The 25,038-nt window shown below is 69.5% G+C and carries 21 protein-coding genes and 4 tRNA genes; 12 read left to right on the top strand and 13 right to left on the bottom strand.

The genetic code is table 11. The features are described 5' to 3' along the window. Positions 1-163: 163 nt before the first annotated feature. The 3 genes from purS to purL are packed head-to-tail and all read left to right on the top strand — an operon-like array spanning position 164 to position 3,359. Positions 164-427 (top strand): phosphoribosylformylglycinamidine synthase subunit PurS, encoded by a 264-nt coding sequence (gene purS, locus ACWGKT_RS32235; RefSeq protein ID WP_015659417.1) that lies wholly within the window; start codon positions 164-166, stop codon positions 425-427. Then, complete coding sequence (gene purQ / locus ACWGKT_RS32230) at positions 424-1,104, top strand: phosphoribosylformylglycinamidine synthase subunit PurQ (protein ID WP_235457577.1); 681 nt, start codon at positions 424-426, stop codon at positions 1,102-1,104. The genes purS and purQ overlap by 4 nt, the downstream gene beginning before the upstream one ends. Beyond that, the gene (purL, locus tag ACWGKT_RS32225; protein WP_356155751.1) at positions 1,101-3,359 is read left to right on the top strand and encodes a phosphoribosylformylglycinamidine synthase subunit PurL; all 2,259 of its coding nucleotides are present in this window, start codon (positions 1,101-1,103) and stop codon (positions 3,357-3,359) included. Before purQ ends, purL begins: the two co-directional genes overlap by 4 nt. A 61-nt stretch (positions 3,360-3,420) precedes the next feature. On the opposite strand, the gene ACWGKT_RS32220 is transcribed toward purL, so the two are convergent. Beyond that, positions 3,421-4,884, bottom strand: coding sequence for an MFS transporter (locus ACWGKT_RS32220; protein WP_453276446.1), 1,464 nt, complete (start codon positions 4,882-4,884; stop codon positions 3,421-3,423). A 113-nt stretch (positions 4,885-4,997) separates the two neighbouring features. On the opposite strand from ACWGKT_RS32220, the gene ACWGKT_RS32215 reads away from it, so the two are divergent. The 5 genes from ACWGKT_RS32215 (at position 4,998) to purM (ending at position 10,055) form a co-directional block, all read left to right on the top strand. After that, positions 4,998-5,636 (top strand): TetR/AcrR family transcriptional regulator, encoded by a 639-nt coding sequence (locus tag ACWGKT_RS32215; RefSeq protein WP_356155746.1) that lies wholly within the window; start codon positions 4,998-5,000, stop codon positions 5,634-5,636. Positions 5,637-5,646: 10 nt separating this feature from the next. Continuing rightward, entirely contained in the window at positions 5,647-6,444 is a 798-nt protein-coding gene (locus ACWGKT_RS32210; protein ID WP_453276445.1) for a sterol carrier family protein, read from the top strand. A gap of 88 nt (positions 6,445-6,532) precedes the next feature. Beyond that, positions 6,533-7,348, top strand: a complete 816-nt coding sequence (locus tag ACWGKT_RS32205; RefSeq protein ID WP_453276444.1) for an META domain-containing protein — start codon at positions 6,533-6,535, stop codon at positions 7,346-7,348. Positions 7,349-7,420: 72 nt separating this feature from the next. Continuing rightward, a complete protein-coding gene (purF, locus tag ACWGKT_RS32200; RefSeq protein WP_356155738.1) occupies positions 7,421-8,950 on the top strand; it encodes an amidophosphoribosyltransferase in 1,530 nt (509 codons plus the stop codon). A gap of 34 nt (positions 8,951-8,984) precedes the next feature. Then, on the top strand, positions 8,985-10,055 hold the full coding sequence (gene purM, locus ACWGKT_RS32195; RefSeq protein ID WP_453276443.1) for a phosphoribosylformylglycinamidine cyclo-ligase: 1,071 nt from the start codon (positions 8,985-8,987) through the stop codon (positions 10,053-10,055). Between the two features lie 144 nt (positions 10,056-10,199). Here purM and ACWGKT_RS32190 read toward each other — a convergent pair whose 3' ends face one another. Both ACWGKT_RS32190 and ACWGKT_RS32185 read right to left on the bottom strand, forming a co-directional pair. Then, a complete protein-coding gene (locus ACWGKT_RS32190) occupies positions 10,200-10,457 on the bottom strand; it encodes a DUF3073 domain-containing protein (protein WP_356155732.1) in 258 nt (85 codons plus the stop codon). Between the two features lie 290 nt (positions 10,458-10,747). Beyond that, on the bottom strand, positions 10,748-11,851 hold the full coding sequence (locus ACWGKT_RS32185; protein ID WP_453276442.1) for a Leu/Phe/Val dehydrogenase: 1,104 nt from the start codon (positions 11,849-11,851) through the stop codon (positions 10,748-10,750). Between the two features lie 243 nt (positions 11,852-12,094). Here ACWGKT_RS32185 and ACWGKT_RS32180 point away from each other — a divergent pair, with 243 nt between their 5' ends. After that, positions 12,095-12,937: a hypothetical protein gene (locus tag ACWGKT_RS32180; RefSeq protein WP_453276441.1), complete on the top strand. Its 843-nt coding sequence runs from the start codon at positions 12,095-12,097 to the stop codon at positions 12,935-12,937. A 560-nt stretch (positions 12,938-13,497) separates the two neighbouring features. Continuing rightward, a complete protein-coding gene (bldC, locus tag ACWGKT_RS32175) occupies positions 13,498-13,704 on the top strand; it encodes a developmental transcriptional regulator BldC (protein ID WP_003949541.1) in 207 nt (68 codons plus the stop codon). A gap of 489 nt (positions 13,705-14,193) precedes the next feature. On the opposite strand, the gene ACWGKT_RS32170 is transcribed toward bldC, so the two are convergent. From ACWGKT_RS32170 to ACWGKT_RS32125, 10 genes are all read right to left on the bottom strand, one after another. Further along, positions 14,194-14,385 carry a DUF6274 family protein gene (locus ACWGKT_RS32170; RefSeq protein ID WP_356155724.1) on the bottom strand — a complete coding sequence of 64 codons (192 nt, stop codon included), beginning with the start codon at positions 14,383-14,385 and terminating at the stop codon, positions 14,194-14,196. A gap of 154 nt (positions 14,386-14,539) precedes the next feature. Beyond that, a tRNA-Asp gene (locus tag ACWGKT_RS32165) sits at positions 14,540-14,614 on the bottom strand. A gap of 119 nt (positions 14,615-14,733) precedes the next feature. Beyond that, positions 14,734-18,714, bottom strand: a complete 3,981-nt coding sequence (gene hrpA / locus ACWGKT_RS32160; protein WP_453276440.1) for an ATP-dependent RNA helicase HrpA — start codon at positions 18,712-18,714, stop codon at positions 14,734-14,736. Positions 18,715-18,796: 82 nt separating this feature from the next. Then, positions 18,797-19,108, bottom strand: a complete 312-nt coding sequence (locus tag ACWGKT_RS32155) for a 6TM ABC transporter family protein (RefSeq protein WP_356155719.1) — start codon at positions 19,106-19,108, stop codon at positions 18,797-18,799. A gap of 126 nt (positions 19,109-19,234) precedes the next feature. Beyond that, positions 19,235-20,470 carry a hypothetical protein gene (locus ACWGKT_RS32150; RefSeq protein ID WP_453276439.1) on the bottom strand — a complete coding sequence of 412 codons (1,236 nt, stop codon included), beginning with the start codon at positions 20,468-20,470 and terminating at the stop codon, positions 19,235-19,237. 22 nt (positions 20,471-20,492) lie between these two features. Next, positions 20,493-21,482 (bottom strand): glycosyltransferase, encoded by a 990-nt coding sequence (locus ACWGKT_RS32145; RefSeq protein WP_453276438.1) that lies wholly within the window; start codon positions 21,480-21,482, stop codon positions 20,493-20,495. Positions 21,483-21,682: 200 nt separating this feature from the next. After that, positions 21,683-21,759, bottom strand: a tRNA-Phe gene (locus tag ACWGKT_RS32140). Positions 21,760-21,783: 24 nt separating this feature from the next. Continuing rightward, positions 21,784-21,858: transfer RNA gene (locus ACWGKT_RS32135), tRNA-Asp, on the bottom strand. 38 nt (positions 21,859-21,896) lie between these two features. Continuing rightward, positions 21,897-21,969: transfer RNA gene (locus ACWGKT_RS32130), tRNA-Glu, on the bottom strand. 80 nt (positions 21,970-22,049) lie between these two features. Next, positions 22,050-23,618, bottom strand: coding sequence for a metallophosphoesterase family protein (locus ACWGKT_RS32125; protein WP_453276437.1), 1,569 nt, complete (start codon positions 23,616-23,618; stop codon positions 22,050-22,052). Positions 23,619-23,791: 173 nt separating this feature from the next. Between ACWGKT_RS32125 and ACWGKT_RS32120 the strand changes: the two genes are divergently transcribed. Both ACWGKT_RS32120 and ACWGKT_RS32115 read left to right on the top strand, forming a co-directional pair. Beyond that, positions 23,792-24,142 (top strand): metallopeptidase family protein, encoded by a 351-nt coding sequence (locus ACWGKT_RS32120; protein WP_356155709.1) that lies wholly within the window; start codon positions 23,792-23,794, stop codon positions 24,140-24,142. A gap of 160 nt (positions 24,143-24,302) precedes the next feature. Next, the gene (locus ACWGKT_RS32115; protein WP_356155706.1) at positions 24,303-24,848 is read left to right on the top strand and encodes a hypothetical protein; all 546 of its coding nucleotides are present in this window, start codon (positions 24,303-24,305) and stop codon (positions 24,846-24,848) included. Positions 24,849-25,038: the final 190 nt, after the last annotated feature.

Below are 25,038 nucleotides of genomic sequence, written 5' to 3'. Positions count from 1 at the left end.
GCCACGGACGGATCACCGAACTTTCCCAGATTTTTTCGCCAGGTCCCCTGCTCGACACCTGATCGTGATGCCCATCACGTAGTTTCCTACAACTCTACCCGCGTAGAAATTTTGTGCAGGTAGTCTGAAGGGACCTGCTCAGCACCACACACCGGGAGTGCCAGTGGCACGCGTCGTAGTCGACGTCATGCTCAAGCCGGAGATCCTCGACCCCCAGGGCCAGGCGGTGCAGCGCGCACTGCCGCGGCTGGGATTCGAAGGCATCTCGGACGTCCGTCAGGGAAAGCGATTCGAACTGGAAGTTGACGGGCCGGTCGACGAGGCCGCGCTCGCCCGCATCCACGATCTTGCGGAATCCTTCCTCGCCAACACCGTGATCGAGGACTTCACCGTCAAGGTGGAGGAAGTCGCGGAGGCCGCGAAGTGACCGCTCGTATTGGCGTCGTCACTTTCCCGGGAAGTCTCGACGACCGGGACACCCAGCGCGCGATCCGCCTCGCGGGCGCAGAACCGGTCGCCCTCTGGCACAAGGACAAGGACCTCAAGCAGGTCGACGCCGTGGTGCTGCCCGGCGGTTTCTCCTACGGCGACTATCTGCGGGCCGGGGCCATCTCCCGGTTCTCGCCGGTGATGGAGACCGTCATCGAGCAGGCGAAGGCCGGACTTCCGGTCCTCGGTATCTGCAACGGCTTCCAGATCCTCACCGAGGCCCACCTCCTTCCCGGCGGGATGCTCGGCAACGACCACCTCCACTTCATCTGCCGCGACCAGAAGCTGCGGGTGGAGAACGCGGAGACCTCCTGGACCAGCGACTACACCGCCGGTCAGGAGATCCACATCCCGCTGAAGAACATGGACGGCCGGTACGTCGCCGACGCGTACACGCTCGACAAGCTGGAGGCCGAGGGCCGGGTCGCCTTCCGGTACCTGGACTTCAACCCGAACGGCTCGCTGCGGGACATCGCCGGCATCACCAACGAGGCCGGGAACGTCGTCGGCCTCATGCCGCACCCCGAGCACGCCGTCGAGCCGCTGATCGGTACGGGCCGTACCGACGGCCTCCCGTTCTTCACCTCGATCCTCAAGAAGCTGGTCAACGCATGAGCCGGACGCCTCTGGACACGGTCGAGCACGCGGCCGGGACCCCCGACGTCGCGCTGCCCTGGGCCGAACTCGGCCTGAAGAAGGACGAGTACGAGCGGATCGTCGAGATCCTGGGCCGTCGCCCGACCGGTGCCGAGCTCGCCATGTACTCCGTCATGTGGTCCGAGCACTGCTCGTACAAGTCGTCGAAGGTGCATCTGCGCCAGTTCGGCGAGAAGGCCCCGCAGAGCGACGCGCTGCTCGTCGGCATCGGCGAGAACGCCGGTGTCGTGGACGTCGGCCAGGGCTACGCGGTCACCTTCAAGGTCGAGTCGCACAACCACCCGTCGTACGTCGAGCCCTACCAGGGCGCGGCCACCGGCGTCGGCGGCATCGTCCGCGACATCATCGCGATGGGCGCCCGCCCGGTCGCGGTCGTCGACCCGCTGCGCTTCGGCGCCGCCGACCACCCCGACACCAAGCGCGTCCTGCCGGGCGTCGTCGCCGGCATCGGCGGCTACGGCAACTGCCTGGGCCTGCCCAACATCGGCGGCGAGGTCGTCTTCGACTCCTGCTACCAGGGCAACCCGCTGGTCAACGCCGGTGCCATCGGCGTCATGCGGCACGAGGACATCCACCTCGCGAAGGCGTCCGGCGCGGGCAACAAGGTCGTCCTGTACGGCGCCCGTACCGGCGGCGACGGCATCGGCGGCGCCTCGATCCTCGCCTCCGAGACCTTCGACGACGCCAAGCCCTCCAAGCGTCCCGCCGTCCAGGTCGGTGACCCCTTCCAGGAGAAGCTCCTCATCGAGTGCACCCTGGAGGCCTTCAAGGAGAAGCTGGTCGTCGGCATCCAGGACCTCGGCGCGGCCGGCCTGTCCTGCGCCACCTCCGAGCTCGCCTCCAACGGCTCCGGCGGCATGCGCGTCACGCTGGACGATGTGCCGCTGCGCGACTCCACGCTCTCGCCCGAGGAGATCCTCATGAGCGAGTCGCAGGAGCGCATGTGCGCGGTCGTCGAGCCGGAGAAGGTCGACCGCTTCCTGGAGATCTGCGCCAAGTGGGACGTCATCGCCACCGTCATCGGTGAGGTGACCGACGGCGACCGCCTGGAGATCTACTGGCACGGCGGCAAGATCGTCGACGTCGACCCGCGGACCGTGGCCCACGAGGGCCCGGTGTACGAGCGCCCGTACGCCCGCCCGTCCTGGCAGGACGAGCTCCAGGCGGACGACGCGAACAAGCTGCCGCGCCCGGCGACCGCCGCGGAGCTGAAGGACCAGGTCCTGAAGCTGGTGGGCTCGCCCAACCAGGCCTCCAAGAAGTGGATCACCTCGCAGTACGACCACTTCGTGCAGGGCAACACCGTCCTCGCCCAGCCCGAGGACTCCGGCATGATCCGCGTCGACGAGGAGACCGGCCTCGGCGTCGCGATCGCCACGGACGGCAACGGCCGGTACGCCAAGCTCGACCCGTACGCGGGCGCCCAGCTGGCCCTCGCCGAGGCCTACCGCAATGTGGCCACCACCGGTGCCAAGCCGCTGGCCGTCTCCGACTGCCTGAACTTCGGCTCGCCCGAGGACCCGGCCGTCATGTGGCAGTTCGCCGAGGCCGTGCGCGGTCTGGCCGACGCCTGCCAGCAGCTGGGCACCCCGGTGACCGGCGGCAACGTCTCGCTCTACAACCAGACGGGCGAGGTGGCCATCCACCCGACTCCGGTCGTTGCGGTCCTCGGCGTCATCGACGACGTGGCGCGCCGCACGCCGGTCGCCTTCCAGGAGGAGGGGCAGCTGCTCTACCTCCTCGGCGACACCCGTGAGGAGTTCGGCGGCTCGGCCTGGTCCCAGGTCGTCCACGACCACCTCGGCGGCCTGCCCCCGAAGGTCGACCTGGAGCGCGAGCGGCTGCTCGGCGAGATCCTGATCTCCGCCTCCCGCGACGGCATGATCGACTCCGCGCACGACCTGTCCGACGGCGGTCTGATCCAGGCGGTCGTCGAGTCGGCCCTGCTCGGCGGCAAGGGTGCGCGGCTGGTCGTACCGGACGGGCTCGACGCGTTCACCTTCCTGCTGTCCGAGTCGGCGGGCCGCGCGGTCGTCGCCGTGCCGCGCTCGGAAGAGGTCCGCTTCAACGACATGTGCGGTGCGCGCGGCCTCCCGGCCACCCGCATCGGTGTCGTCGACGGCGACGCGGTGGAGGTCCAGGGCGAGTTCGCGCTCTCCCTGACGGAACTGCGCGAGGCCCACGAGGCGACCATCCCGGCGCTGCTGGCCTAGTTCCCGCACACCGCGAAGGCCCCGCCCGTTTCGACGGGCGGGGCCTTCGGCCTGCTCGGGCTCAGGCCGGCACCGTCTCCCGTACCGGCTCCGCCAGGGCGGGCCGGGGCCTCGGCAGGCGCAGGGCGAGCAGCAGGCACAGCGCCATCACACCGGCACCGCACAGGTACACCGTGTCCATCGCCGAGACGTACGCCTCGACGCCGGCCGTGTGCGCCGCGCCCCGCAGCGAGGCGAGGGCGCCGACGTCGCCGGGGCCGTCGTACAGGCGGGTGAGCAGGCTGCCGAAGAGGGCGACGCCGAGGGCGGTGCCGAGGGTCTGGAAGAAGCGGACGCCGGTGGTGGCGACGCCCAGCTGTTCGCGCGGGGCGGCGTTCTGGACCAGCTGGACCAGCTGGCCGAGCAGCTGGCCGAAGCCGATGCCGACGAGCAGCAGTTCGGCGCGCAGCTGCGACAGGGAGGTGTTGCCGGTGGTGGTGGCGAGGAGCAGGAAGGCGGCCAGGGAGACGGCCGACCCGCTGATCACGAAGGTCCGCTCGGACCAGCCGCGTTCGGCGAGGTGGCCGGTGCCGACGCCGACGACGGCGATGCCGAGGGCCATCGGGAGGAGGAAGAGCCCCGCCGAGGAGCTGGTGATGCCGCGGGCCACCTGGAGGTAGACCAGCACGTAGTACATGGCGCCGACCATGGCCGCGCCCATCAGACCCTGGATCGCGAAGCCCAGGCGCAGTTCCGGGACCCGGAACAGGGTGGGCGGCAGGATCGGTTCGGCGGTGGTGAACTGGCGCCGCAGGAACAGGGCGAGCGTGCCGGCGCAGGCCAGGGCGAGCCCCATGATCTGCGGGGACGACCAGGCGTACTGCTTGCCGCCCCACTCGGTGACGAGCAGGAGGGTGGTGGAGAAGGCGGCCGCGAGGGCCGCGCCGGTGAAGTCGATCGAGCGGCTTCGGGCCTGCTGGGGCAGCTTGAGGACCACGACGGCCGCGGCGAGGGCGGCGAGACCGAGTGGCAGGTTCATGTAGAAGGCCCAGCGCCAGCTCGCGTGGTCGGCGAGCACCCCGCCGAGCCACGGGCCGACCGCCATGCCGCCGCCGGCCACCATCCCGCCCGTCCCGGCGCCCTTGCCCTTCTTCTCCTCCGGCCCCTTGAGCTGGGCGATCACCACCATCGTGACGCTCATCAGACCGCCCGCCCCGATGCCCTGCACAGCCCGGGACGCGATGAGCTGGCCGATCGACTGGGCCGCGCCGCAGAGCGCCGAGCCCGCCAGGAAGGTGCCGAGGGCGCCGAGGAACACCCGCTTGGCACCGAGGACGTCGCACAGCCTTCCGTACAGCGGGAGCATCGCGGCCGACGCCAGCGAAAAGGCGCTGACCAGCCAGGGGATCTTGTCGATGCCGTGGCCGGGGTCCAGGTCGCGGACGATCGGCACGGTGGCGGCGGACACGATCTGCATGTCCAGGACGGCCAGGACGATCGTCACGAGGCAGACGAGGAAGCTGATTTTGCGCTGGGTCTCGGTCATGGGCACCACCATGCAGCCTTTTTGTGTACTGAGTCAATGTATTGGCTGGGATTAGATTTCATCCCGGCTCAAATCTGAGCTCGGCTTAAACTTCATCTTGGTAAGGTGGTTGCATGGCTGAGGCGATGGGGCTGCGCGAGCGCAAGAAGCTGCAGACGGCGATGCGGATCTACCAGGTCGCGGTCGGGCTCTTCGCCGAGCGGGGTTTCGACGCCGTCTCCGTGCAGGAGATCGCCGACGCCTCCGAGGTCTCGAAGATGACCGTCTTCAACTACTTCGGTACCAAGGAGGACCTGGTCTTCCGGCCGATGGAGGAGCACTTCGGCGACGCGGCCCGCGCGGTGCGCGAGCGGCAGCCGGGCGAGTCCGCCGTCGACGCCGTACGCCGCCAGTTCCTGGAACTGGTCGAGACGAGGGACCCCTCCATCGGCCTCAACCCCGAACCCTTCACCCGGCAGGTGCGCCGGCTCGTCCTGGAGACGCCGGTCCTGATGGAGCGCGTCTTCCTCGCCGTACAGAAGGGCACCCGGGAGCTGGCCGACGTGCTGGCGGCCGAGACCGGTGACCTGATGGTGGCCACGGTCGCCGCCGCCACGCTCAGCGCCGCCCGCAACGCCCTCGTCGAGGAGCACCACCGCCGCATCGACGAGGGCGAGAGCCCCGACCAGGTCGCCGCCGACGCGCCCGAACGCGTCCGCAAGGCCTTCGACCTGGTCGAAAAGGGCCTGAAGGACTACGCCGTGAAGGCATAGGGTCGCCGTCATGCCCACGGCCAGGAAGCGCGCCCGTACCTACGACCCCGCCAAGATCCGCGGGGCGGTGTTCGCCCAGCTCGACAACGTGCGCGAAGCCGTCCGTGGCCTCGGCCCCGAGCAGCTCGCCCTCCCCACACGGCTGGGCGAGTGGACCGTACGGGACCTGATCGCGCACATCGGGATGGCGGTCACCGCCGTCCACCGGTCCCTCGAACTGCCGGCCCCGGCCCGGCAGGACGTCACCGTGGTCCAGTGGCCCTTCGCCACCGCCGCCAACTCCGCCGCCATCGCGGACTTCACCCGGCACCTCGCCGAGGAGCACCCCGATCTCGACGCCTACCTCGCCGACATCGACCGGAGCCTCGGCCTGCTCCTCGACGAGCACCCCGGCTCCCGGCTCCTCGACACCAGCGCGGGCTCCCTGCCGCTCGACGACTACCTCGTCACCCGCACCGTCGAACTCGTCGTCCACACCGACGACCTCAACGCCGCCGTGCCGGGCCTGGACGTGCCCCACGACCGGCAGGCCCTCGCCGCGGCCACCCGGCTCCTCGCCGACGCGCTCGCCGAGAAGGCGCCCGGCGGTTCCACCGAGGTGCGGATCCCGCCGTACGCCGTCGTGCAGTGCGTCGAGGGGCCCCGGCACACCCGCGGCACCCCGCCCAACGTCGTCGAGACCGACCCGCTCACCTGGATCCGGCTCGCCACCGGACGCCTCGCCTGGCCGGACGCCCTGAAGGCGGCACAGGTCAGCGCGAGCGGGGAGCGGTCGGACCTCGGCGGGCTGCTGCCGGTGATGTCGTAGCGGGAGCGGGCCGACGTGTCCTGACCGTGGCCCACGGGCCGCGCCGCCCCCAGGGGAACCGCCCGCCGCGCAAGCCCGTCGAATCGGCATGTACAGGCACACGCAGCGCATGGTCCTGACGGCCGCCGCGGCCCTCGTCCCGCTCGTGGCCGCCTGCGGCGCCAAGACCGGCGGCAGCGCGAACGTCGGCGGTGGCTCCGCGGGCAGCGGGAGCGCCGGCGGTGGATCCGCAGCGGTCCGGCAGCAGGTCACCGGCGTGGGCTGGGCCGTGGACAGCCTCACCGTGGACGGCGTCACCCAGCGCGCCCCGGCCGGTGCCCGGCTGGAGATCGACGACCGGGGCAGGGCCCAGGGCAACTACGGCTGCAACCTCTTCGGCGCGCGAGCCTCCTTCGACGGCGACCGCGTCCGGCTCAGCGACACCTCGGCCACCGAGATGGCCTGCGCGTCGCGGCCCATGGCCTTCGAACGCACCCTCGCCCAGGCCCTCGCCGGGGGCCCGCTCACCACCGCGGTCAAGGGCGACAAGCTCACCCTGACCACCGCCACCGGCGACCGCGTCCGGCTCAGCAAGGAGGAGGACGCCCCTCTGTACGGCACCGAGTGGATCGTCACGACACCACGTGCCAAGGGCCGGGCCCACCTCACCTTCGACAAGAGGACGGGCAAAGTGACCGGCAGCCTGGGCTGCAATCACGTCACCGCCGATGCCACGGTGCGCGACGCACGTATCACGCTGGGCAGGGCCGCCACCACCCGAATGGTGTGCGACGCCTCACTCATGCACGCGGAAAAGAGCCTGCTCCGGCTCTTCGACGGAGTGGTCAGCTACCGGCTGGATTCCCGCACCCTCACGCTGACCAGCAAAAACGGCGAACGAGTAGCCGCCGTCGCGGCCGGCTGAGCGCCGAGGGCCGCGCGGGCCGGGGCACTCACCAATTCGGACCAGTGGTCGATCTCGCCTACACTCGGTGCCGTGGCACGTGGTGACGGTCGACTCAATCACGATCTGCTCCCCGGCGAGAAAGGCCCCCAGGACGCGTGTGGCGTCTTCGGTGTCTGGGCTCCGGGTGAAGAGGTCGCAAAGCTCACGTACTTCGGGCTCTACGCCCTCCAGCATCGGGGTCAGGAATCCGCGGGAATCGCGGTCAGCAACGGCTCCCAGATCCTCGTCTTCAAGGACATGGGCCTCGTGTCCCAGGTCTTCGACGAAACCTCTCTCGGTTCGCTCCAGGGTCATATCGCGGTCGGACACGCCCGCTACTCGACCACCGGAGCCTCCGTGTGGGAGAACGCCCAGCCGACGTTCCGTGCCACCGCGCACGGTTCCATCGCGCTCGGCCACAACGGCAACCTGGTGAACACGGCGCAGCTCGCCGAGATGGTCGCCGCGCTGCCCAAGGACACCAACGGCCGCTCCACCCGGGTCGCGGCCACCAACGACACCGACCTGCTCACCGCGCTCCTCGCGGCCCAGGTCGACGAGGACGGCAAGCCGCTGACCATCGAGGAGGGCGCGCACGCGATCCTCCCGCAGGTCAAGGGCGCCTTCTCGCTCGTCTTCATGGACGAGCACACCCTCTACGCGGCCCGTGACCCGCAGGGCATCCGCCCGCTGGTCCTCGGCCGCCTGGAGCGCGGCTGGGTCGTCGCCTCCGAGTCCGCCGCCCTCGACATCTGCGGCGCCAGCTTCGTCCGCGAGATCGAGCCGGGCGAGTTCATCGCCATCGACGAGAACGGCCTGCGTACCTCTCGATTCGCGGAAGCGAAGCCCAAGGGCTGCGTCTTCGAATACGTGTACCTGGCCCGCCCGGACACCGACATCGCGGGCCGGAACGTCTACCTCTCCCGCGTCGAGATGGGCCGCCGCCTGGCCAAGGAGGCCCCCGTCGAGGCCGACCTGGTGATAGCGACACCGGAGTCCGGCACCCCGGCCGCCATCGGCTACGCCGAGGCCTCGGGCATCCCGTTCGGCGCCGGCCTGGTCAAGAACGCGTACGTCGGCCGGACCTTCATCCAGCCCTCGCAGACCATCCGGCAGCTCGGCATCCGCCTGAAGCTGAACCCGCTCAAGGAAGTCATCAAGGGCAAGCGCCTGGTCGTCGTCGACGACTCCATCGTGCGCGGCAACACCCAGCGGGCCCTCGTGCGCATGCTCCGCGAGGCGGGCGCCGCCGAGGTCCACATCCGGATCTCCTCGCCGCCCGTGAAGTGGCCCTGCTTCTTCGGCATCGACTTCGCCACCCGCGCCGAGCTCATCGCCAACGGCATGACGATCGACGAGATCGGCACCTCGCTCGGCGCCGACTCCCTGGCCTACATCTCCATCGACGGCATGATCGAGGCGACCACCATCGCCAAGCCGAACCTGTGCCGCGCCTGCTTCGACGGCGAGTACCCGATGGAGCTCCCGGACCCCGAGCTGCTCGGCAAGCAGCTCCTGGAGACCGAGCTGGCCGCAGGGCCCGCAGCCACGGCCGCGGCCGACGCGATCCGTCGCCCGTAAGCCCCGTAGAAACCAACCCGAAAGATCCCAGGCAATGTCTGAGACCCGTTCCACCGGTGCTTCCTACGCGGCTGCCGGAGTCGACATCGAGGCGGGCGACCGCGCAGTCGAGCTGATGAAGGAGTGGGTGAAGAAGACGCAGCGCCCCGAGGTCCTCGGCGGCCTCGGCGGCTTCGCCGGCCTCTTCGACGCCTCCGCCCTCAAGCGCTACGAGCGTCCGCTGCTCGCCTCCGCCACGGACGGCGTGGGCACCAAGGTCGACATCGCGCGCCAGATGGGCGTGTACGACTCGATCGGCCACGACCTGGTCGCCATGGTCATGGACGACATCGTGGTGTGCGGCGCCGAGCCGCTGTTCATGACCGACTACATCTGCGTCGGCAAGGTCCACCCCGAGCGCGTGGCCGCCATCGTGAAGGGCATCGCGGAGGGCTGTGTGCTGGCCGGCTGCGCCCTGGTCGGCGGCGAGACGGCCGAGCACCCGGGTCTGCTGGGCGAGGACGACTTCGACGTCGCCGGCGCCGGTACGGGCGTCGTGGAGGCCGACCGGCTGCTCGGCGCGGATCGTATCCGTACGGGTGACGCGGTGATCGCCATGGCGTCCTCCGGGCTTCACTCGAACGGGTACTCCCTGGTCCGGCATGTCCTGCTGAACCGGGCCGGGCTGTCGCTGGACGCGCACTTCGAGGAGCTCGGCCGCTCGCTCGGCGAGGAGCTCCTGGAGCCCACCAAGATCTACTCGCTGGACTGCCTGGCGCTGACCCGCACCACCGATGTGCACGCCTTCAGCCACATCACCGGCGGCGGGCTCGCCGCCAACCTCGCCCGGGTCGTCCCGGACGGCCTGCACGCGATCGTGGACCGCTCCACCTGGACCCCGGGCGCGATCTTCGACCTCGTCGGCAGGACCGGCGACGTCGAGCGCCTGGAGCTGGAGAAGACCCTCAACATGGGCGTCGGCATGATGGCGATCGTGCCGCAGGATTCGGCGGACGCGGCGCTCGCGACGCTGGCCGACCGCGGGGTCGAGGCCTGGGTCGCGGGCGAGATCACGGACCGGGGCGAGCACGAGACCGGCGCCGCCCTGATCGGCGACTACGCCTGACACCCGAGGGGCCCTGCCGCCTGAGCGTCAGGGCCCAAGGCCTTGTGGCCCCGGTGGGCAGCACGAAACCCGGTCCGGCGCTGAGGCCCCGGACCGGATGAAGTGCAGTCGCTACGAAACCGCGAAACCGCGAAACGCGCTACGTCAAGCGCCGCGACGATGCGACGTGGGACCGGACTGGTCGTCCTCGTCGTCCTCATCGTCGTCGTTGTAGAGATCCGCGTACTGGGCGTACGGGTCGTCTTCCTCGTCGTCGTCCTCGAACGGCTCGCCGTTCGGCGGCTGGCTCGAAGTCGAAGCGCCCAGCTCGCTGGCCAGACGCGACAGGTCAGTCCCGCCGCTGTTGTACTTCAGCTGGCGGGCGACCTTCGTCTGCTTGGCCTTGGCCCGGCCGCGCCCCATGGCTCGACCCCCTCGGTGACGGGGCTCGACGGCCCCAGAGTCTTGACACGCGTTCATGATCTGGAACGGACTCTCTGGAGAGAGACCGGTCCGTAGGGCTTCCACGGTACCTGAGCCCGCGCCCATACGGTACGTCGCCCGCATGACGTGCCTCGGCCCAGAACCCGCGGGGCGCCCCGTCCCCGCTGGTCAACCGCGATTTTAACCACTTATTGGCGGCCGACCCGCCGACGAACGTGAGAGTTCTCTCCAACTGTCCGCCGACGGGTACCGGCAAACCCCACGGAACCTCAGCGTCCGCGTGCCGCGGCCGCCTCGTGCATCCGCTGCTCGGCGATCCGGTCGGCCGCGGCGGCCGGCGGGATCCCGTCTTCCTTCGCACGTGCGAAGATCGCGAGCGTGGTGTCGAAGATCTTCGCCGCCTTCGCCCGGCACCGCTCGAAGTCGAACCCGTGCAGCTCGTCGGCGACCTGGATGACACCGCCGGCGTTGACCACGTAGTCCGGTGCGTAGAGGATCCCGCGGTCGGCGAGGTCCTTCTCCACGCCCGGGTGGGCGAGCTGGTTGTTGGCGGCGCCGCACACGACCTTGGCCGTGAGCACCGGCACCGAGTCGTCGTTCAGGGCCCCGCCGAGCGCGCAGGGGGCGTAGATGTCGAGCCCCTCCACCCGGATCAGCGCGTCGGTGTCGGCGACCGCCGTCACACCCTCGGGGTGCTGGTCGAGGATCCGTCGTACGGCGTCCTCGCGCACGTCCGTGATCACGACCTCGGCGCCCTCGTCCCGCAGGTGCCGGACCAGGTGGTGCCCGACCTTGCCGACGCCGGCGATGCCGACCCGGCGGCCGCGCAGCGAGGGGTCGCCCCACAGGTGCTGGGCGGAGGCGCGCATGCCCTGGTAGACGCCGAACGCGGTGAGGACGGAGGAGTCGCCCGCGCCGCCGTTCTCGGGCGAGCGGCCGGTGGTCCAGCGGCACTCGCGGGCCACGACGTCCATGTCCACGACGTAGGTACCGACGTCGCAGGCGGTGACGTAGCGGCCGCCGAGCGAGGCCACCATTCGCCCGTAGGCGAGCAGCAGCTCCTCGGTCTTGTCGCGCTCCGGATCCCCGATGATCACGGCCTTGCCGCCGCCGTGGTCCAGGCCGGCCATGGCGTTCTTGTACGACATGCCGCGCGCCAGGTTGAGGGCGTCGGCAACGGCCTCGGCCTCGGTCGCGTAAGGGTAGAAGCGCGTACCGCCGAGCGCGGGGCCCAGAGCGGTGGAATGGATGGCGATCACGGCCTTGAGGCCGCTGGCGCGGTCCTGGCAGAGCACAACCTGCTCATGGCCCCCCTGGTCCGAGTGGAACAGGGTGTGCAGGACATCAGCAGGTGCGCCGGTTACGTCGGTCACTGTGGTGACTCCTGAGTAAGTAGCGGCGGGTGGTGACCAGCTCCCGTGCGGGTGGCGGGTGCCGTGGCATGAGCGTAGAGCCTGTGCCCGCCCACCATCCGCGCAGTGTTCAGGATCACCCCCGCGGGGCTTCGGCGCACGTATTCGCGTGGCACGATTTGCAGTGGTTTCCCGCTCGGCCGGGCACGTCACCCACGAGGCCCGTACGGGTTTCGAGCCGGGTCCGATGGGGAGGGAGCAGGCGTGCCCAAGGTGTCCTCGGTGATCGTGCCCTACGCGACGTACCTGCGCGTGTACGAGCCGCTGGCCGCCTTCCCGGAGTCGGAGCGCGGTCACTGGGCGCGCTACGCCCGCCGCCCCGAACACCCCTCCTACCAAGACGAACTCCGCCGCTCCCTGGCCGACTTGCTGCCCACCCCGCCGGTCGTGGTGCCGGTCCAGGAGAGCGCGGACGCGTTCGTGCTGGACGTCGACGGGGTGGTCTGTGTCTGTCCCTGGCGCACCCGGCTGCGCGGCTGGCAGGCCCTGGGCGGACTCGCCGACGAGCTCCCGCCGCCGGTCCTGGACGCCGTACTGCCCCCGGTCGTGCGCCGCCAGGCCGGCCAGGACTACGAGCGCTGGCTCGCCCGCAACCCGGACGCCCGCCCCTGGATCCGCACCGCCACCTGGCAGGTGCCGCTGAACTGGTTCGTGCTGGTGTCCGACGAGGAGCGGGAGTACGCCAAGGGGAGTGCCGAGGAGGCCCCCCTGCTGCGCTACCGGACGCCCATGGTGCAGGCCAGACGGCGGGTGGCGCGGGCGCTGCGCACGCTCAGGGACTCCATCGAGGAAGGGCCGCTGATCGACGGCCTGGTGGATGTGGGGCGCTGGCTGGAGGAGTTCCATCCGCGATCCCTCGTGGAGTTGGACTACGGAGGCCTGGTGCACGTGGTGCCGGCCGACGAGCTGGAGGGCGATCACTCGGCGGCCGACGTCGCGGAGGGCATCGACGCGCTGCGCCGGGGCGACGGGCTCGCCGCGGGCGCGGCGTACGGGCGGCTCGTGGACCGCTGGCGGACGGTGCGGGACCGGCGTTCGGCGAACTGACGGTGTCACGCGGGTGGACCACAGGCAGCCAGCGTGACGCGTGTGACCTGAATCACAGCTGAGGAGTCGTCTAACAGCGTACCGTCATGGCGTTTAGGTCACTTGACGGGATGTTGGTCCTGATCCGGGCTTTTGCGTCAAGGGTGATGGAGCGCACTTACGCGGACCTTGCGCCGCTTGCCCTCCCTCATGCCAAAATAGGACAAGGAGTCCGGGGAGACTCCATCCGTCCAACTGTGCTCCATTCTGGCCGGAATCTCTGCATTGCACGCTTTGGGGGGTCTCGTGACTCCTGATCGCCGCTGTGACTGATCGTCACAGTGGCGTGACTGTCCGCTATGGCATGGTCCATCGGCTTCCGCGGCTGATGACTACCTGGGATGGCAATTCCATCGGTTTGGCCGACGCGGCTGGACAGATGGTGTAGTTGTAGTGCCGAGGACAAGCCGTTCGTCCTATAACCGACTCGACCCGCGTCCACCATTTCGGGCAACGCGGGTCAAGGTGCAGAATTTAGAGGAAAGAACCGAGAAGGTTCGGTTCTCCCGAGGAGGCCGCTCATGACCGCTCGCACCCCTGATGCCGAGCCGCTGCTGACCCCGGCTGAGGTCGCCACGATGTTCCGCGTCGACCCCAAGACGGTCACGCGGTGGGCGAAGGCCGGCAAGCTCACTTCGATCCGTACGCTCGGCGGGCACCGCCGCTACCGCGAGGCTGAGGTCCGCGCTCTGCTCGCGGGCATCCCGCAGCAGCGCAGCGAGGCCTGAACAGAGGCCCGAACAACTGCATAACCGGGTAATGCGGCGGTCCCCCAACCGGCCGAAACGCCCGAACCCCTAGCTTCAAGCGACGCGGGACCTGCCCCAACAGGGCCCTCGCCCAGGCCGATCAGAAGTTTCTAGGCAAGCGATACAGGGTGCGTCGTAGATCGCGCTGGACTCCGCCGGGTCCAGCGCGATCTTTTTTGTGTGCTGGTCACCTGGGCGTGGGGGCCCTGTGAGCGGGCTTGTCGGAGTCTGGGGAGGGGTGTCGGATCCTCTGCGGACACCCTCCGAAGGCCGTGCAATTGCACATATTAAATTGACCCGTTGTAGGTGGGTTGTAAGTACCGCCGTTTCAAAAACTCATGCGGTGACACCCGTCACATGTCGGGGTGCTTGTTGGCTTCGGCCCCGGTGCGCTAGAGGAGGCGTGCGTTCCAGCGTCCCACGGTGGAGCGGGTGTTGGAGCCGGCGGGGGTCGGCCGCCGGAGTGGATCACGCCGTGGAGGGGCTCTCGTCCCCGACGGCTTCCTCGGTCGTCTCGGGCGTACTGGAGCCGGTGGCCATCGCCAGCCGCAGCAGGTGACGACAGATGGGGCAGTGGCGCGTCAGATGTCGGTAGGGCGAGGCGGCCGACAGATGCGCCCGGAGCAGCGCCCGCGTCTCGTGCCTGACCGATGCCGCCATACGCCACCTCCAGGGGCCGTACGAGGGGGAACGGGCCCTGCTTTCTGGGTACCGACGGAATGTGACGCCGTCAAGAAGCACAGCGCCACCCGCCTCGGGCGGGTGGCGAACAAGCAGAAGGCCCGCATCCGTTTCCGGATGCGGGCCTCGATCGCGGTCCTGACGGGATTTGAACCCGCGGCCTCCACCTTGACAGGGTGGCGAGCACTCCAAACTGCTCCACAGGACCAGATTTCGCTGCGCCCGCCCGGCGGAGCCGGATATCGGCACTGCGTGCGTTGCGCTGCGAGAACAGACTGTACAGGAGGGTGAGGGTCCTGGTCGAACTCACCCAGCGTGCACGCCCGGCTACGGAACCTCGGCGTCGATCGCCTTGACGATCCGCTTGTCGGAAACGGGGTACGCCGTGCCCAACGCGTGGGCGAAGTAGCTGACCCGGAGCTCCTCGATCATCCAGCGGATGTCCAGGACGGAGGACGGCACGGGACGGCCCTGCGGCAACTGCTCCAGCAGCCAGGCGTACTCGTCCCGCATCTCGTGGACCTTCTCCATGCGCGTGGTGTCCCGTTGGACACCCGTCGGCATCTGCTGGAGACGCCGGTCCGCCGCGACCAGATAGCGCATCAGGTCGGGCAGCCGCCGTATCCCCGCCCACGTCACGAAGCCGGGCTTCACGAGGTCGTCCAGCTGGGCGCGTACGTCCGCGAGGTTCGCCAGCAGGGCGGGGCTGCGTACGGCCTTCAGGCGGCGCTCACAGGCCTGCCAGGCGGCGAGGACCTGCTGCACCTGCGCGACCGTACGGACCGTCGTGTCGACGATCTCCGCGCGCACCTTGTCGTACAGCTTCCGGTACGACTCCTCGTCCCACACCGGCCCGCCGAAGTCGCCGACCAGCTTGTCCGCCGCCGCCATCGCACAGTCGTCGAACAGCGCCTGGATGGAGCCGTGCGGGTTCGCCGACAGCGCGAGCTTCTGCGCGTTCGTCAGCTTCTCGGACGCGAACTTCGCCGGATTGACCGGGATGTTGCGCAGGATCAGCCGGCGTGTGCCCTTCCACATCGCCTCCGCCTGCTCCGCCTCCGTGTCGAAGAGCCGCACGGAGACCGTGTCGCCGTCGTCGACCAGCGCCGGGTACGCCTTCACCGGCTGGCCGGCCCGACGCGTCTCGAAGACGCGGGTCAGGGAGCCGATCGTCCAGTCGGTCAGGCCCGCGCGCTCCAGGGACTCGCCACCCTGACGCTCGGCGGTGGCCGCCGCGGCCTGCGACAGCGCCTGGCGGGCCTTCGGCTTCAGTTGCAGTCTCAGCGCCTCCAGGTCCTTGTCCTCGGCCAGCTTGCGGCGCCGTTCGTCGACGATCCGGAAGGTGATGCGCAGATGGTCGGGCACCTTCGCCCGGTCGAAGTCGTCGGCGGTGAACGGGACGCCGACCATGCGCTTCAGCTCGCGCGCCATCGTCACCGTCAGCGGCTCCTGCAGGGGCACCGCCTTGTCCAGGAACGCCTTCGCATAGTTCGGCGCGGGCACGTAGTGGCGGCGGATCGGCTTCGGCAGGGACCGGATCAGCTCCGTCACCAGCTCCTCCCGCAGACCCGGGATCTGCCAGTCGAAGCCCTCGTCCGTGACCTGGTTGAGGACCTGCAGCGGGACGTGGACCGTCACACCGTCCGCGTCCGCGCCCGGCTCGAACTGGTACGTCACCCGGAACTTCAGCTGCCCCTGCCGCCACGTGTCGGGATAGTCGGCCTTGGTGACCGCCTCCGCCGACTCCCGGATGAGCATCGCCCGTTCGAAGTCGAGGAAGTCGGGCTGCTCCTGCCGCTTGTGCTTCCACCAGGAGTCGAAGTGCGCGCCCGAGACCACGTGCTCGGGCACCCGCTGGTCGTAGAAGTCGAACAGCGTCTCGTCGTCGACGACGATGTCCCGGCGCCGGGCACGGTGCTCCAGCTCCTCGACCTCGCTCAGCAGCTTGCGGTTGTCGGCGAAGAACTTGTGGTGGGTGCGCCAGTCGCCCTCGACGAGCGCGTTGCGGATGAAAAGCTCCCGGCTGAGCTCGGGGTCGACCCGGCCGTAGTTCACCTTCCGCTGCGCGACGATCGGTACGCCGTACAACGTGACCTTCTCGTACGCCAGCACCGCCGCCTGGTCCTTCTCCCAGTGCGGTTCGCTGTAGGTCCGCTTGAGGAGGTGCTCGGCGAGCGGCTCGACCCACTCGGGTTCGATCCTGGCGTTGACGCGGGCCCACAGGCGGCTCGTCTCCACCAGCTCCGCCGACATCACGAACCGCGGGGGCTTCTTGAAGAGGGCCGAGCCCGGGAAGATCGCGAACTTGGCGTTGCGGGCGCCCAGGTACTCGTTGCGGCCGCCCTCCTTGCGGGGGCCGGAGTCCTTGGACTCCTTCACGTCCTTCATGCCGATGTGCGAGAGCAGACCGGCGAGCAGGGAGACGTGCACGCGGTCCGCGCCGGCGTCCTCCTCGTTGAGGTGGATGCCCATCTGCTTGGCGACCGTGCGCAACTGGGTGTAGATGTCCTGCCATTCGCGAATGCGCAGGAAGTTGAGGTACTCCTGCTTGCACATGCGCCGGAAGGACGAGGAACCCCGCTCCTTCTGCTGCTCGCGCACGTACCGCCACAGGTTGAGATAGGCGAGGAAGTCGCTCGTCTCGTCCCGGAAGCGGGCGTGCTGCTGATCGGCCTGCGTCTGCTTGTCGGCGGGGCGCTCGCGCGGGTCCTGGATGGACAGCGCGGCGGCGATGACCATGACCTCGCGGACACAGCCGTTCTTGTCGGCCTCCAGCACCATGCGGGCCAGCCGGGGGTCGACCGGGAGCTGGGCGAGCTTGCGGCCGTTGTCGGTGAGCCGCTTGCGCGGGTCCTTCTGCGCCGGGTCCAACGCGCCCAGCTCCTGCAGCAGCTGCACGCCGTCACGGATGTTGCGGTGGTCCGGCGGGTCGATGAAGGGGAACTTCTCGATGTCGCCGAGGCCGGCCGCGGTCATCTGCAGGATGACCGAGGCGAGGTTCGTCCGCAGGATCTCGGCGTCGGTGAACTCCGGCCGGGCGGCGAAGTCGTCCTCGCCGTACAGCCGGATGCAGATGCCGTCGGACGTACGACCGCAGCGGCCCTTGCGCTGGTTGGCGCTCGCCTGCGAGACCGGCTCGATGGGCAGCCGCTGGACCTTGGTGCGGTGGCTGTAGCGGCTGATCCGGGCGAAGCCGGGGTCGATGACGTACTTGATGCCGGGGACGGTCAGCGAGGTCTCGGCGACGTTGGTGGCCAGAACGATCCGTCGACCGGTGTGCGGCTGGAAGACCCGGTGCTGCTCCGCGTGCGAGAGCCGGGCGTACAGCGGGAGGATCTCGGTGAAGCGGTACTGCTTCTTGGTGAGCGCGTCCGCGGTGTCCCGGATCTCCCGCTCACCGGACAGGAAGACGAGGATGTCGCCCTTCCCCTCGCCCATCAGCTCCTCGACCGCGTCGGTGATCGCGGTGATCTGGTCCCGGTCGGCGTCCGCAGCGTCCTCGGCATACTCCTCCAGAAGCGGCCGGTAGCGCACCTCCACCGGATACGTCCGGCCGCTCACCTCGATGATCGGGGCGTCGCCGAAATGCCGGGAGAAACGCTCGGGGTCGATCGTGGCCGAGGTGATGACGACCTTCAGGTCCGGCCGCTTCGGCAGCAACTGGGCGAGATAGCCGAGCAGGAAGTCGATGTTGAGGGACCGCTCGTGGGCCTCGTCGATGATGATCGTGTCGTAGGCGCGCAGCTCGCGGTCCGTCTGGATCTCGGCGAGCAGGATGCCGTCCGTCATCAGCTTGACGAACGTGGCCTCGGGGTCCACCTGGTCGGTGAACCGCACCTTCCAGCCGACGGCCTCGCCGAGGGGCGTCCGCAGCTCCTCGGCGACCCGCTCGGCGACCGTACGGGCGGCGATCCGGCGGGGCTGGGTGTGCCCGATCATGCCGCGGACGCCGCGCCCGAGCTCCATACAGATCTTCGGGATCTGCGTGGTCTTCCCGGATCCGGTCTCACCGGCGACGATGACGACCTGGTGATCGCGTATGGCGTCGGCGATCAGGTCCTTCTTCTGGCTGACCGGCAGCTGCTCGGGGTAGGTGACCTCGGGTACCCGGGCACGCCGCTCGCCCATCCGTACCTCGGCCTTCGCGACCTCGGCCTCGATCTCGGCGATGACGGCGGCTCGTGCCTCCGGCTTACGGATCTTTCGCGCACCTTCCAGCCTCCGGCCGAGTCGGTGCGCGTCGCGCAGCGTGAGCTCGGTCAGACGGGGGGCGAGGGCGCCGAGGGCGGGGGCGGGATGCGTAGACATACGCCGTCCAGGATCTCACCTCGCCGAAATACGTGGCGAACGCTTTTGCCTCCGGCGGTGCGGCCGGGGCGTCACCCTGTCGTCACGGGGTGCGCTGCGGCGGCGGCACCGGTGACGGCTCCCGCAGCCGCGAGCCGTCACCCAGGGCGATCGACCTGGCGGTGTTGGAGACGGCCTTGATGCCGAGGTAGGCCGTGGTCATGGTGCTGACCGCCGTGAACGCGGCCGTGAGCACACCCACGATCACCGCCTTGTCCCCGTCGAGCCGCCACACCCCGAAGATGGCCACCCCGGCGATCGCCAGATTGCTGACCACCACCGCGAGCAGCCCGTACCGTGCCCGGTCCTTCTCCAGCTCGGTGTCCCGAATGGCTCTGGCCTCATCCCGACTCATCGTTCCCGCCCCCCAGAAATCACGGTCGACCAGCCAAAACGTAGCGCTGCGCGGTAGCCGTGCCAAGCCGGGCGCAGAACAAACCAAAACCTGAACAATCCCCCGTGGCGATGACCGTGTTCGGCGTTACTGTCCGGAGTTCCTGGCCGCGCGGAGCATGTCGGCCACGGGGCTGCCTTCGGCGTTCGGCCCCTTCTCGATCACCGCGACGTTGCGGTAGAGGTGCATGCCCTTGATCCGGGGGTCGGTGGCCAGCGGTTCCCGCGCGTCGGAACGGAGGAACTCCTCGTGATGAAGGCCGTCGACCAGCGTCTTGAGGAAGCCGACGGTGTAGTTCGGATCACTGAGATCCGTGTCGTTTCCGTGGAACACCCCTGGCCAGTACGCCGTGTGCAGGTCCTCGATGACGTACAGGCCGGTGGGACGCACATGGGGGAACAGGTGCCGGAAGGTGGTGATGACGTCCTGACTGATGTGGCTGCCGTCGTCGATGACGATGTCGAAGGGCCCGTGGCGCTCGGCGAACGCGGTGAGCTGCTCCGGGTTCGACTGGTCCGCGGTGACGGTCGTCAGCCGGGGGGCGTCGAGCGGGCGCTTGTCGACGATGTCGATCCCGTAGATCAGCGCCCGTGGGAAGAAGTGCTTCCACATACGCAGGGACGCGCCGCCCGCCTCGGGATCGTCGTAGCCGCCGATCCCGATTTCGAGAATCGTCAGCCGGTGGTCGCGCAGCGGGGCGAAGTGCCTCTCGTAGTGCTGCGGGTACTGGTGCAGCGCTCCCCACTTGTCGGTACCGCACCGGACGGCGAGCTCCGTCAGATCGGCCGGCTCCCGGCGGTCCAGGACCCGCACCACGCGCTGCGCCACGGCGTAGTAGGACGGGGGCGTGGCCACGCGTCCGAGAGAGCGGGCGATGATCTCGCTACCGGGCCACTGGATGGTGCGCGTGGCCGCCGAGACGAGTTCGCGGGGTCCGAAGAGGGCCTGTGCCACCTCGCTCATCTCCTGAGAGACGACCGGCGGCGGCAGTTCGCCGTCCAGGGCGGTGCCCTCGGTCGATCCGTCGTGGACGCCGAGTCCCTTGGATCCCACCGCGATGGTGGCCGTCTGGCCGCGTTCTCGGTGGCGGAGCATGAGAACCAGGGAGGTCCTGCCGTCCGGAAGGGGGACGACCTCCTGGAGGCGGGACCGGAAGATGACCTCGTCGAACAGTACGTGCGCCGTCTCTTCCGCACCGAGCTCGTCGATCACGGCGGCGACATCGTTGTCGCGGGTGGAGGTGGCGGCGAGCAGCCTCCTGATGATCTCGGTCGATGCCTCGGCACCGTTCGGCCTGCCGACCCTTTCCGTCACCGTGGTCATGAATTACTCCTCGTGTCGGGCTTCAACCGAAAATCGCCTTCTCCCAGAGCGGCACCAGGCAACTGATCGTCTGCTGCGCCGCCCGGACGCGGGCGGCTTCACCCATTCCCACGCGCATGTCGTGGTCATGGGCGAGGGCACTCAAAAAATGCCCCCATTCGTCGTCGTGGCGTACCAGGTACCCGGTAATTCCGTCTTGGACGTAGTCCTGATAGGGCCGCACGGCGGACGCGACGACGGGGATGCCAAGAGCCCCGCACTCGATGGCCTTGAGCGCGGATTTGCTCTGATTGAAAATATGCTCTCTCAATGGAGCGATGCCGACGTGGTAGTCGATGGTCCGGAGATACTCCTCCACGTTGGCCACCCATGGTGTGAACCGGGCGCGTTCTTGCGGAACGCCCACCATGCCGACGTAATTGACGCCGAGGCAATGAATCTCTGCTTGAGGGTGGGAGTCGAGGAAGCGGTGGATTTGCCCACCGTGCCGTTCCCAGTCCATTCGGTGGGTCGCCCCGCCGCCCCAGCCGAGGGTGATGGTGCCGTCGTCGCGCTGTCGTGGCTGGTGGGCGAGGAGCCAGTCCGGAACCGCGTTGGGAATGAGGTGCACGTTCGGATTCCACTGCCGCAGGCGATCGGCCAGTGGTTCGGTGGTCACCGTTACTGCCGCCGCGACCTCGATGTTGCGCCGAAGATTGGCTCGGATCTCCTCGTCCCCGAAAAACTTGTGGTCTCTCGGGGAGGAGGGATCGATGTTCCACAAATCATCATCGATCTCGAAGACGAGCTTGTGTCCTTCGGCGGCCAAGTCCTGCCACAGCCGGGTGGCGTGAGGATGGCAGATACGTTGCCCGATGACGATCGTGTTTACGTCATCGCGCACAAAGTCCGGCATGCAGACACTGCTCGCAGTGGTGTGTCCGCGTGCCGCAAGCTCCTGGAGAGGAAGCTGAATGCGATAATATCCGCCGGCCTGGTCGGCCTGCCAACCGAAGACTTCGATATCGGTCATTCAGGTGCTCCAGAGGTCCATCAAGGAAGAAACGGCAAGGAGACGACTCTCCCAACTGGAGGTGAGGCGTTCGAGTAGGCGCGCCGAATCTTGACTTCTCCACGGCGGTCACACCGGTCACCGCAAATGGCATTGCGAGGCTGCATACGAAAACACCCCCGACCGGAGACCCGGCGGGGGTGTTCGCCCTGGTAGGGCGGTGGTGGCTGGGGCCGGGGTCGAACCGGCGACCTATCGCTTTTCAGGCGATCGCTCGTACCAACTGAGCTACCCAGCCACGAGGCTTCCGAGGAAGCCTCAGCGGTCCTGACGGGATTTGAACCCGCGGCCTCCACCTTGACAGGGTGGCGAGCACTCCAAACTGCTCCACAGGACCAAGCGTTCGCGTGCAACAGTGTCGCACACGGTCTTGCGTGCCCCCAACGGGATTCGAACCCGTGCTACCGCCTTGAAAGGGCGGCGTCCTAGGCCGCTAGACGATGAGGGCTATCGGCCCGCCTGGGCGCTTCTCAGCGCGTCGGGGACGTGAGAAGCATATGGGATGGCGGGGAGTATCGCCAAAACGGTTTACGGGCCCGGGGCCGTCGACCTCCCGGAGGGTGGCACGGACGGGGTCGTGGGGCCGGGTGTGGCCCCTGGTTGGTTCTCCTCCGGGAGGTGGCGGCTGACCTCGGCCGTCGTCAGCCCCAGCCCGCCCAGCTTGATCGCGTCCCAGGCCTGCAGCCGCCGCGTGTCCCGGTCGAAGTAGAGGATCGACGCCTCGATCGGCGCCGGGTACTTGTGCTCCACGGCCCGCAGCCCACTGCCGCCCGTGGACCCTTCCAGCCGCAGCCGAGTGCCGTACCGCATGACCTCCGTCTCCTCGTGGTGCAGATGGCCGGCCAGGACCAGCGGCACCTCCCCGTCCGTCTCGCGCGCCGCCGCGGGCTCGTGGGCGATCGCCACGTCCACCGGCCTCCCGGCCGCCCGCTGGTCGCGCAGCGCGGAGGCGAGGCGGTCCCCGGCCAGCCGCTCCGCCGCGTCGCCGCCGGGCCGCACGGCGCGGTCGGGGGTGAACTGCGGGTCGCCGATGCCGGCGAACCGCAGGCCGGCGACCGTCTCGGCCCGTCCGTCGTCCAGGACACGCACGTTCTTCATCCGTTCCAGGTACCGCTGGGTGACGGGTGAGTCGTGGTTGCCGCGGACCCAGACGTACGGCACCCCCAGCTCCGCGATCGGGTCCAGGAAGGCGTTCTCGGCCGCCGTGCCGTGATCCATCGTGTCGCCGGAGTCGACGATCACGTTCACGTCGTACTGCTTCACCAGCGACGCGACGATCTTCCAGCTGGCGGGGTTGAGGTGGATGTCCGAGACGTGCAGCACCCGGATGGTGCTGGGGTCCGGCTGGTAGGCCGGGAGGGTGGAGGTGACGTCGTACAGCTTCGTCACGTTCGTCACCAGGCGCGCCAACTCCTTCTGGTAGACGTCGAATTCGGTGACGATGCTGCGCGCGTTGCCGACCAGGGACGGCGCCGAGGACAGCAGGCCGGAGAAGCGGGGTTCCAGCACGGACTTCGGGTTCCAGGTGGCGTACGCCGTCGCTCCGGAGGCCGCGAGGAGGGCGAGCGCCAGGCCGCCGGCGGCCAGGGCGCGGCGCGGGCGGCGGTAGACCGCGAGGCCGAGTGCCGTCGCGCCCGAGACGACGGCGACGCCGGAGCGTACGGCCAGGTCGAGCGTGCCGTGTTCGACGTCCCGCGCGACCTCCTCCTGGAGGCCGGAGAGGCGTTCGGGATGGTCGATCAGGGCCTGTGAGCGGACCGGGTCGAGCTGGTCGACGTTGACGTCGAGGCGGACGGGGGCCACGTGGCTGTCGAGCGTGAGCGCGCCCAGCGGGGAGACGTTGATCTTCGTGCCGCCGTCCAGGGACGGGCGCAGGGTCATCGTGGTGTTCATGGGGCCGACCTGGGCCCGGACGTTCCCGACGATCAGCAGGCCGAGCCAGGCGCCGACGAGGACGACGGCCGTGAGGCCGAGGGCGCGGCCCCAGGGGCGTGCCTGGGCGGCGAGTTCGAGGGTGGGCAGGGCGCGGGACGCCCGGCGCGAGCGGCTCGGGCGAAACGGGTTCAGGGCTGCGACGGGGACGGGGACGCGGACCATTGGTCCCGTATGCCCAAGTAGGGGCACGGGTATGCGGGGGCGGGAGCGACGGTGCCCGTGCCCGCCCGGCCGACGCCCGTGCGGATCCGCCGCCGACCTCGCACGACTCCGCTGCCGTCGCCCGCACCGCTCGGCGCCTCTCGTACGGTCGTTCCGTACCGGACAATGACCCTGTGCTGGAGATGACGCGCGAGGAGTTCGAGGAACTGGTCGCCGAGGCGCTCGACCGGATCCCGCCGGAGTTGACGCGGCTGATGGACAACGTCGCGGTGTTCGTCGAGGACGAACCGCCCGCCGACGACCCCGAGCTGCTCGGGCTGTACGAGGGGACCCCGCTGACCGACCGCGGCGAGTGGTACGCGGGCGTGCTGCCGGACCGGATCACCGTCTACCGGGGGCCGACGCTGCGCATGTGCGAGACGCGGGCGGACGTCGTCGCGGAGACCGAGGTCACCGTGGTCCACGAGATCGCCCACCACTTCGGCATCGACGACGAGCGGCTGCACGCCCTCGGATACGGCTGACGGCGGCGGCCGGGGCCGACGCGGAGACGTACACGAGTGCGACCGGCGCCCACGCGAGACGTCCGCGAGTGGCGTCCGCTTCGAACGGGCCGCGTGTCCTCTTGCGGGCGGCGGGAGTTGGGCACGGCGACTCCTTCATCCTCCCCCGGAGGTGGCCGCCGTGCGCCCCTTGTACGTACCCGTCCGTCTGGCCGCCACGGTGCTGATCGCGGCCGCCGCCGCCGGCTGTGTGAACGTGGGCGACGACGACGGCCGCCGGGCCACGCCCTCGCACGCGGCGGGACAGCGCGGCGGCGAGGCGCCGGACGGCGGTTCCGCGTGGTCGGGCGGGGGCGTGGGGTACGACGGCCGGGCGGGTGACGGCAAGCACGAGCACGGCGGGAAGACGAAGCCGGGGAAGTCCGCGTCGGCGTCGGCCAGCCCGTCGGCGGCGGGCAGCGGATCCGCGTCCGCGGCCGGGCCGGGACCGTCGCACAAGCCGGTCCCGACGGACCCGGGACCGACCAAGGCGCAGCCGACACCCACTCCGACGCCCCCGGTGACCGAGCCCCCGGCATCCTCCGAGCCGCCGCCGGTCACGGACCCGCCGACCGCCGAGCCGTCGTCGTCCGCGCACGAGGAGACGGGGCCGCAGCTGGTGCAGCGGGAGCCCGCGCCGGTGGCCGGGTCGCCGGTGTTGAGCCGTAGCGCCGGTGCGGCGACGTGACGAGCGTCTCCAGGGTTCGGTTTGCCTTGGGGGGCGGTGGGTGCGTATGGTGGTAGATCGTTTGATCCCATTTGCCCGGCGCCAAGGCAGAGCGCGCCGTGTGGCGCGTACTCTCCCTTGCCGTGGCGGACCGCATCGAGGCGGTCGTAATGCGAATCACGGAGTTGACGGGCGCGTGCCGACGAGACTC

It is taken from the genome of Streptomyces sp. NPDC054794, assembly GCF_053611585.1.
The sequence above is the reverse complement of the archived record's forward strand: the minus strand, read 5'-3'. Positions and strand labels throughout refer to the sequence as shown.

Excerpts from the sequence above, each read along its gene's own strand:
- purL (WP_356155751.1), top strand. The coding sequence starts at position 1,101 with ATGAGCCGGACGCCTCTGGACACGGTCGAGCACGCGGCCGGGACCCCC.
- ACWGKT_RS32220 (WP_453276446.1), bottom strand. The coding sequence starts at position 4,884 with ATGACCGAGACCCAGCGCAAAATCAGCTTCCTCGTCTGCCTCGTGACG.
- ACWGKT_RS32215 (WP_356155746.1), top strand. The coding sequence starts at position 4,998 with ATGGCTGAGGCGATGGGGCTGCGCGAGCGCAAGAAGCTGCAGACGGCG.
- ACWGKT_RS32210 (WP_453276445.1), top strand. The coding sequence starts at position 5,647 with ATGCCCACGGCCAGGAAGCGCGCCCGTACCTACGACCCCGCCAAGATC.
- ACWGKT_RS32205 (WP_453276444.1), top strand. The coding sequence starts at position 6,533 with ATGTACAGGCACACGCAGCGCATGGTCCTGACGGCCGCCGCGGCCCTC.
- purM (WP_453276443.1), top strand. The coding sequence starts at position 8,985 with ATGTCTGAGACCCGTTCCACCGGTGCTTCCTACGCGGCTGCCGGAGTC.
- ACWGKT_RS32190 (WP_356155732.1), bottom strand. The coding sequence starts at position 10,457 with ATGGGGCGCGGCCGGGCCAAGGCCAAGCAGACGAAGGTCGCCCGCCAG.
- bldC (WP_003949541.1), top strand. The coding sequence starts at position 13,498 with ATGACCGCTCGCACCCCTGATGCCGAGCCGCTGCTGACCCCGGCTGAG.
- ACWGKT_RS32170 (WP_356155724.1), bottom strand. The coding sequence starts at position 14,385 with ATGGCGGCATCGGTCAGGCACGAGACGCGGGCGCTGCTCCGGGCGCAT.
- hrpA (WP_453276440.1), bottom strand. The coding sequence starts at position 18,714 with ATGTCTACGCATCCCGCCCCCGCCCTCGGCGCCCTCGCCCCCCGTCTG.
- ACWGKT_RS32155 (WP_356155719.1), bottom strand. The coding sequence starts at position 19,108 with ATGAGTCGGGATGAGGCCAGAGCCATTCGGGACACCGAGCTGGAGAAG.
- ACWGKT_RS32150 (WP_453276439.1), bottom strand. The coding sequence starts at position 20,470 with ATGACCACGGTGACGGAAAGGGTCGGCAGGCCGAACGGTGCCGAGGCA.
- ACWGKT_RS32145 (WP_453276438.1), bottom strand. The coding sequence starts at position 21,482 with ATGACCGATATCGAAGTCTTCGGTTGGCAGGCCGACCAGGCCGGCGGA.
- ACWGKT_RS32125 (WP_453276437.1), bottom strand. The coding sequence starts at position 23,618 with ATGGTCCGCGTCCCCGTCCCCGTCGCAGCCCTGAACCCGTTTCGCCCG.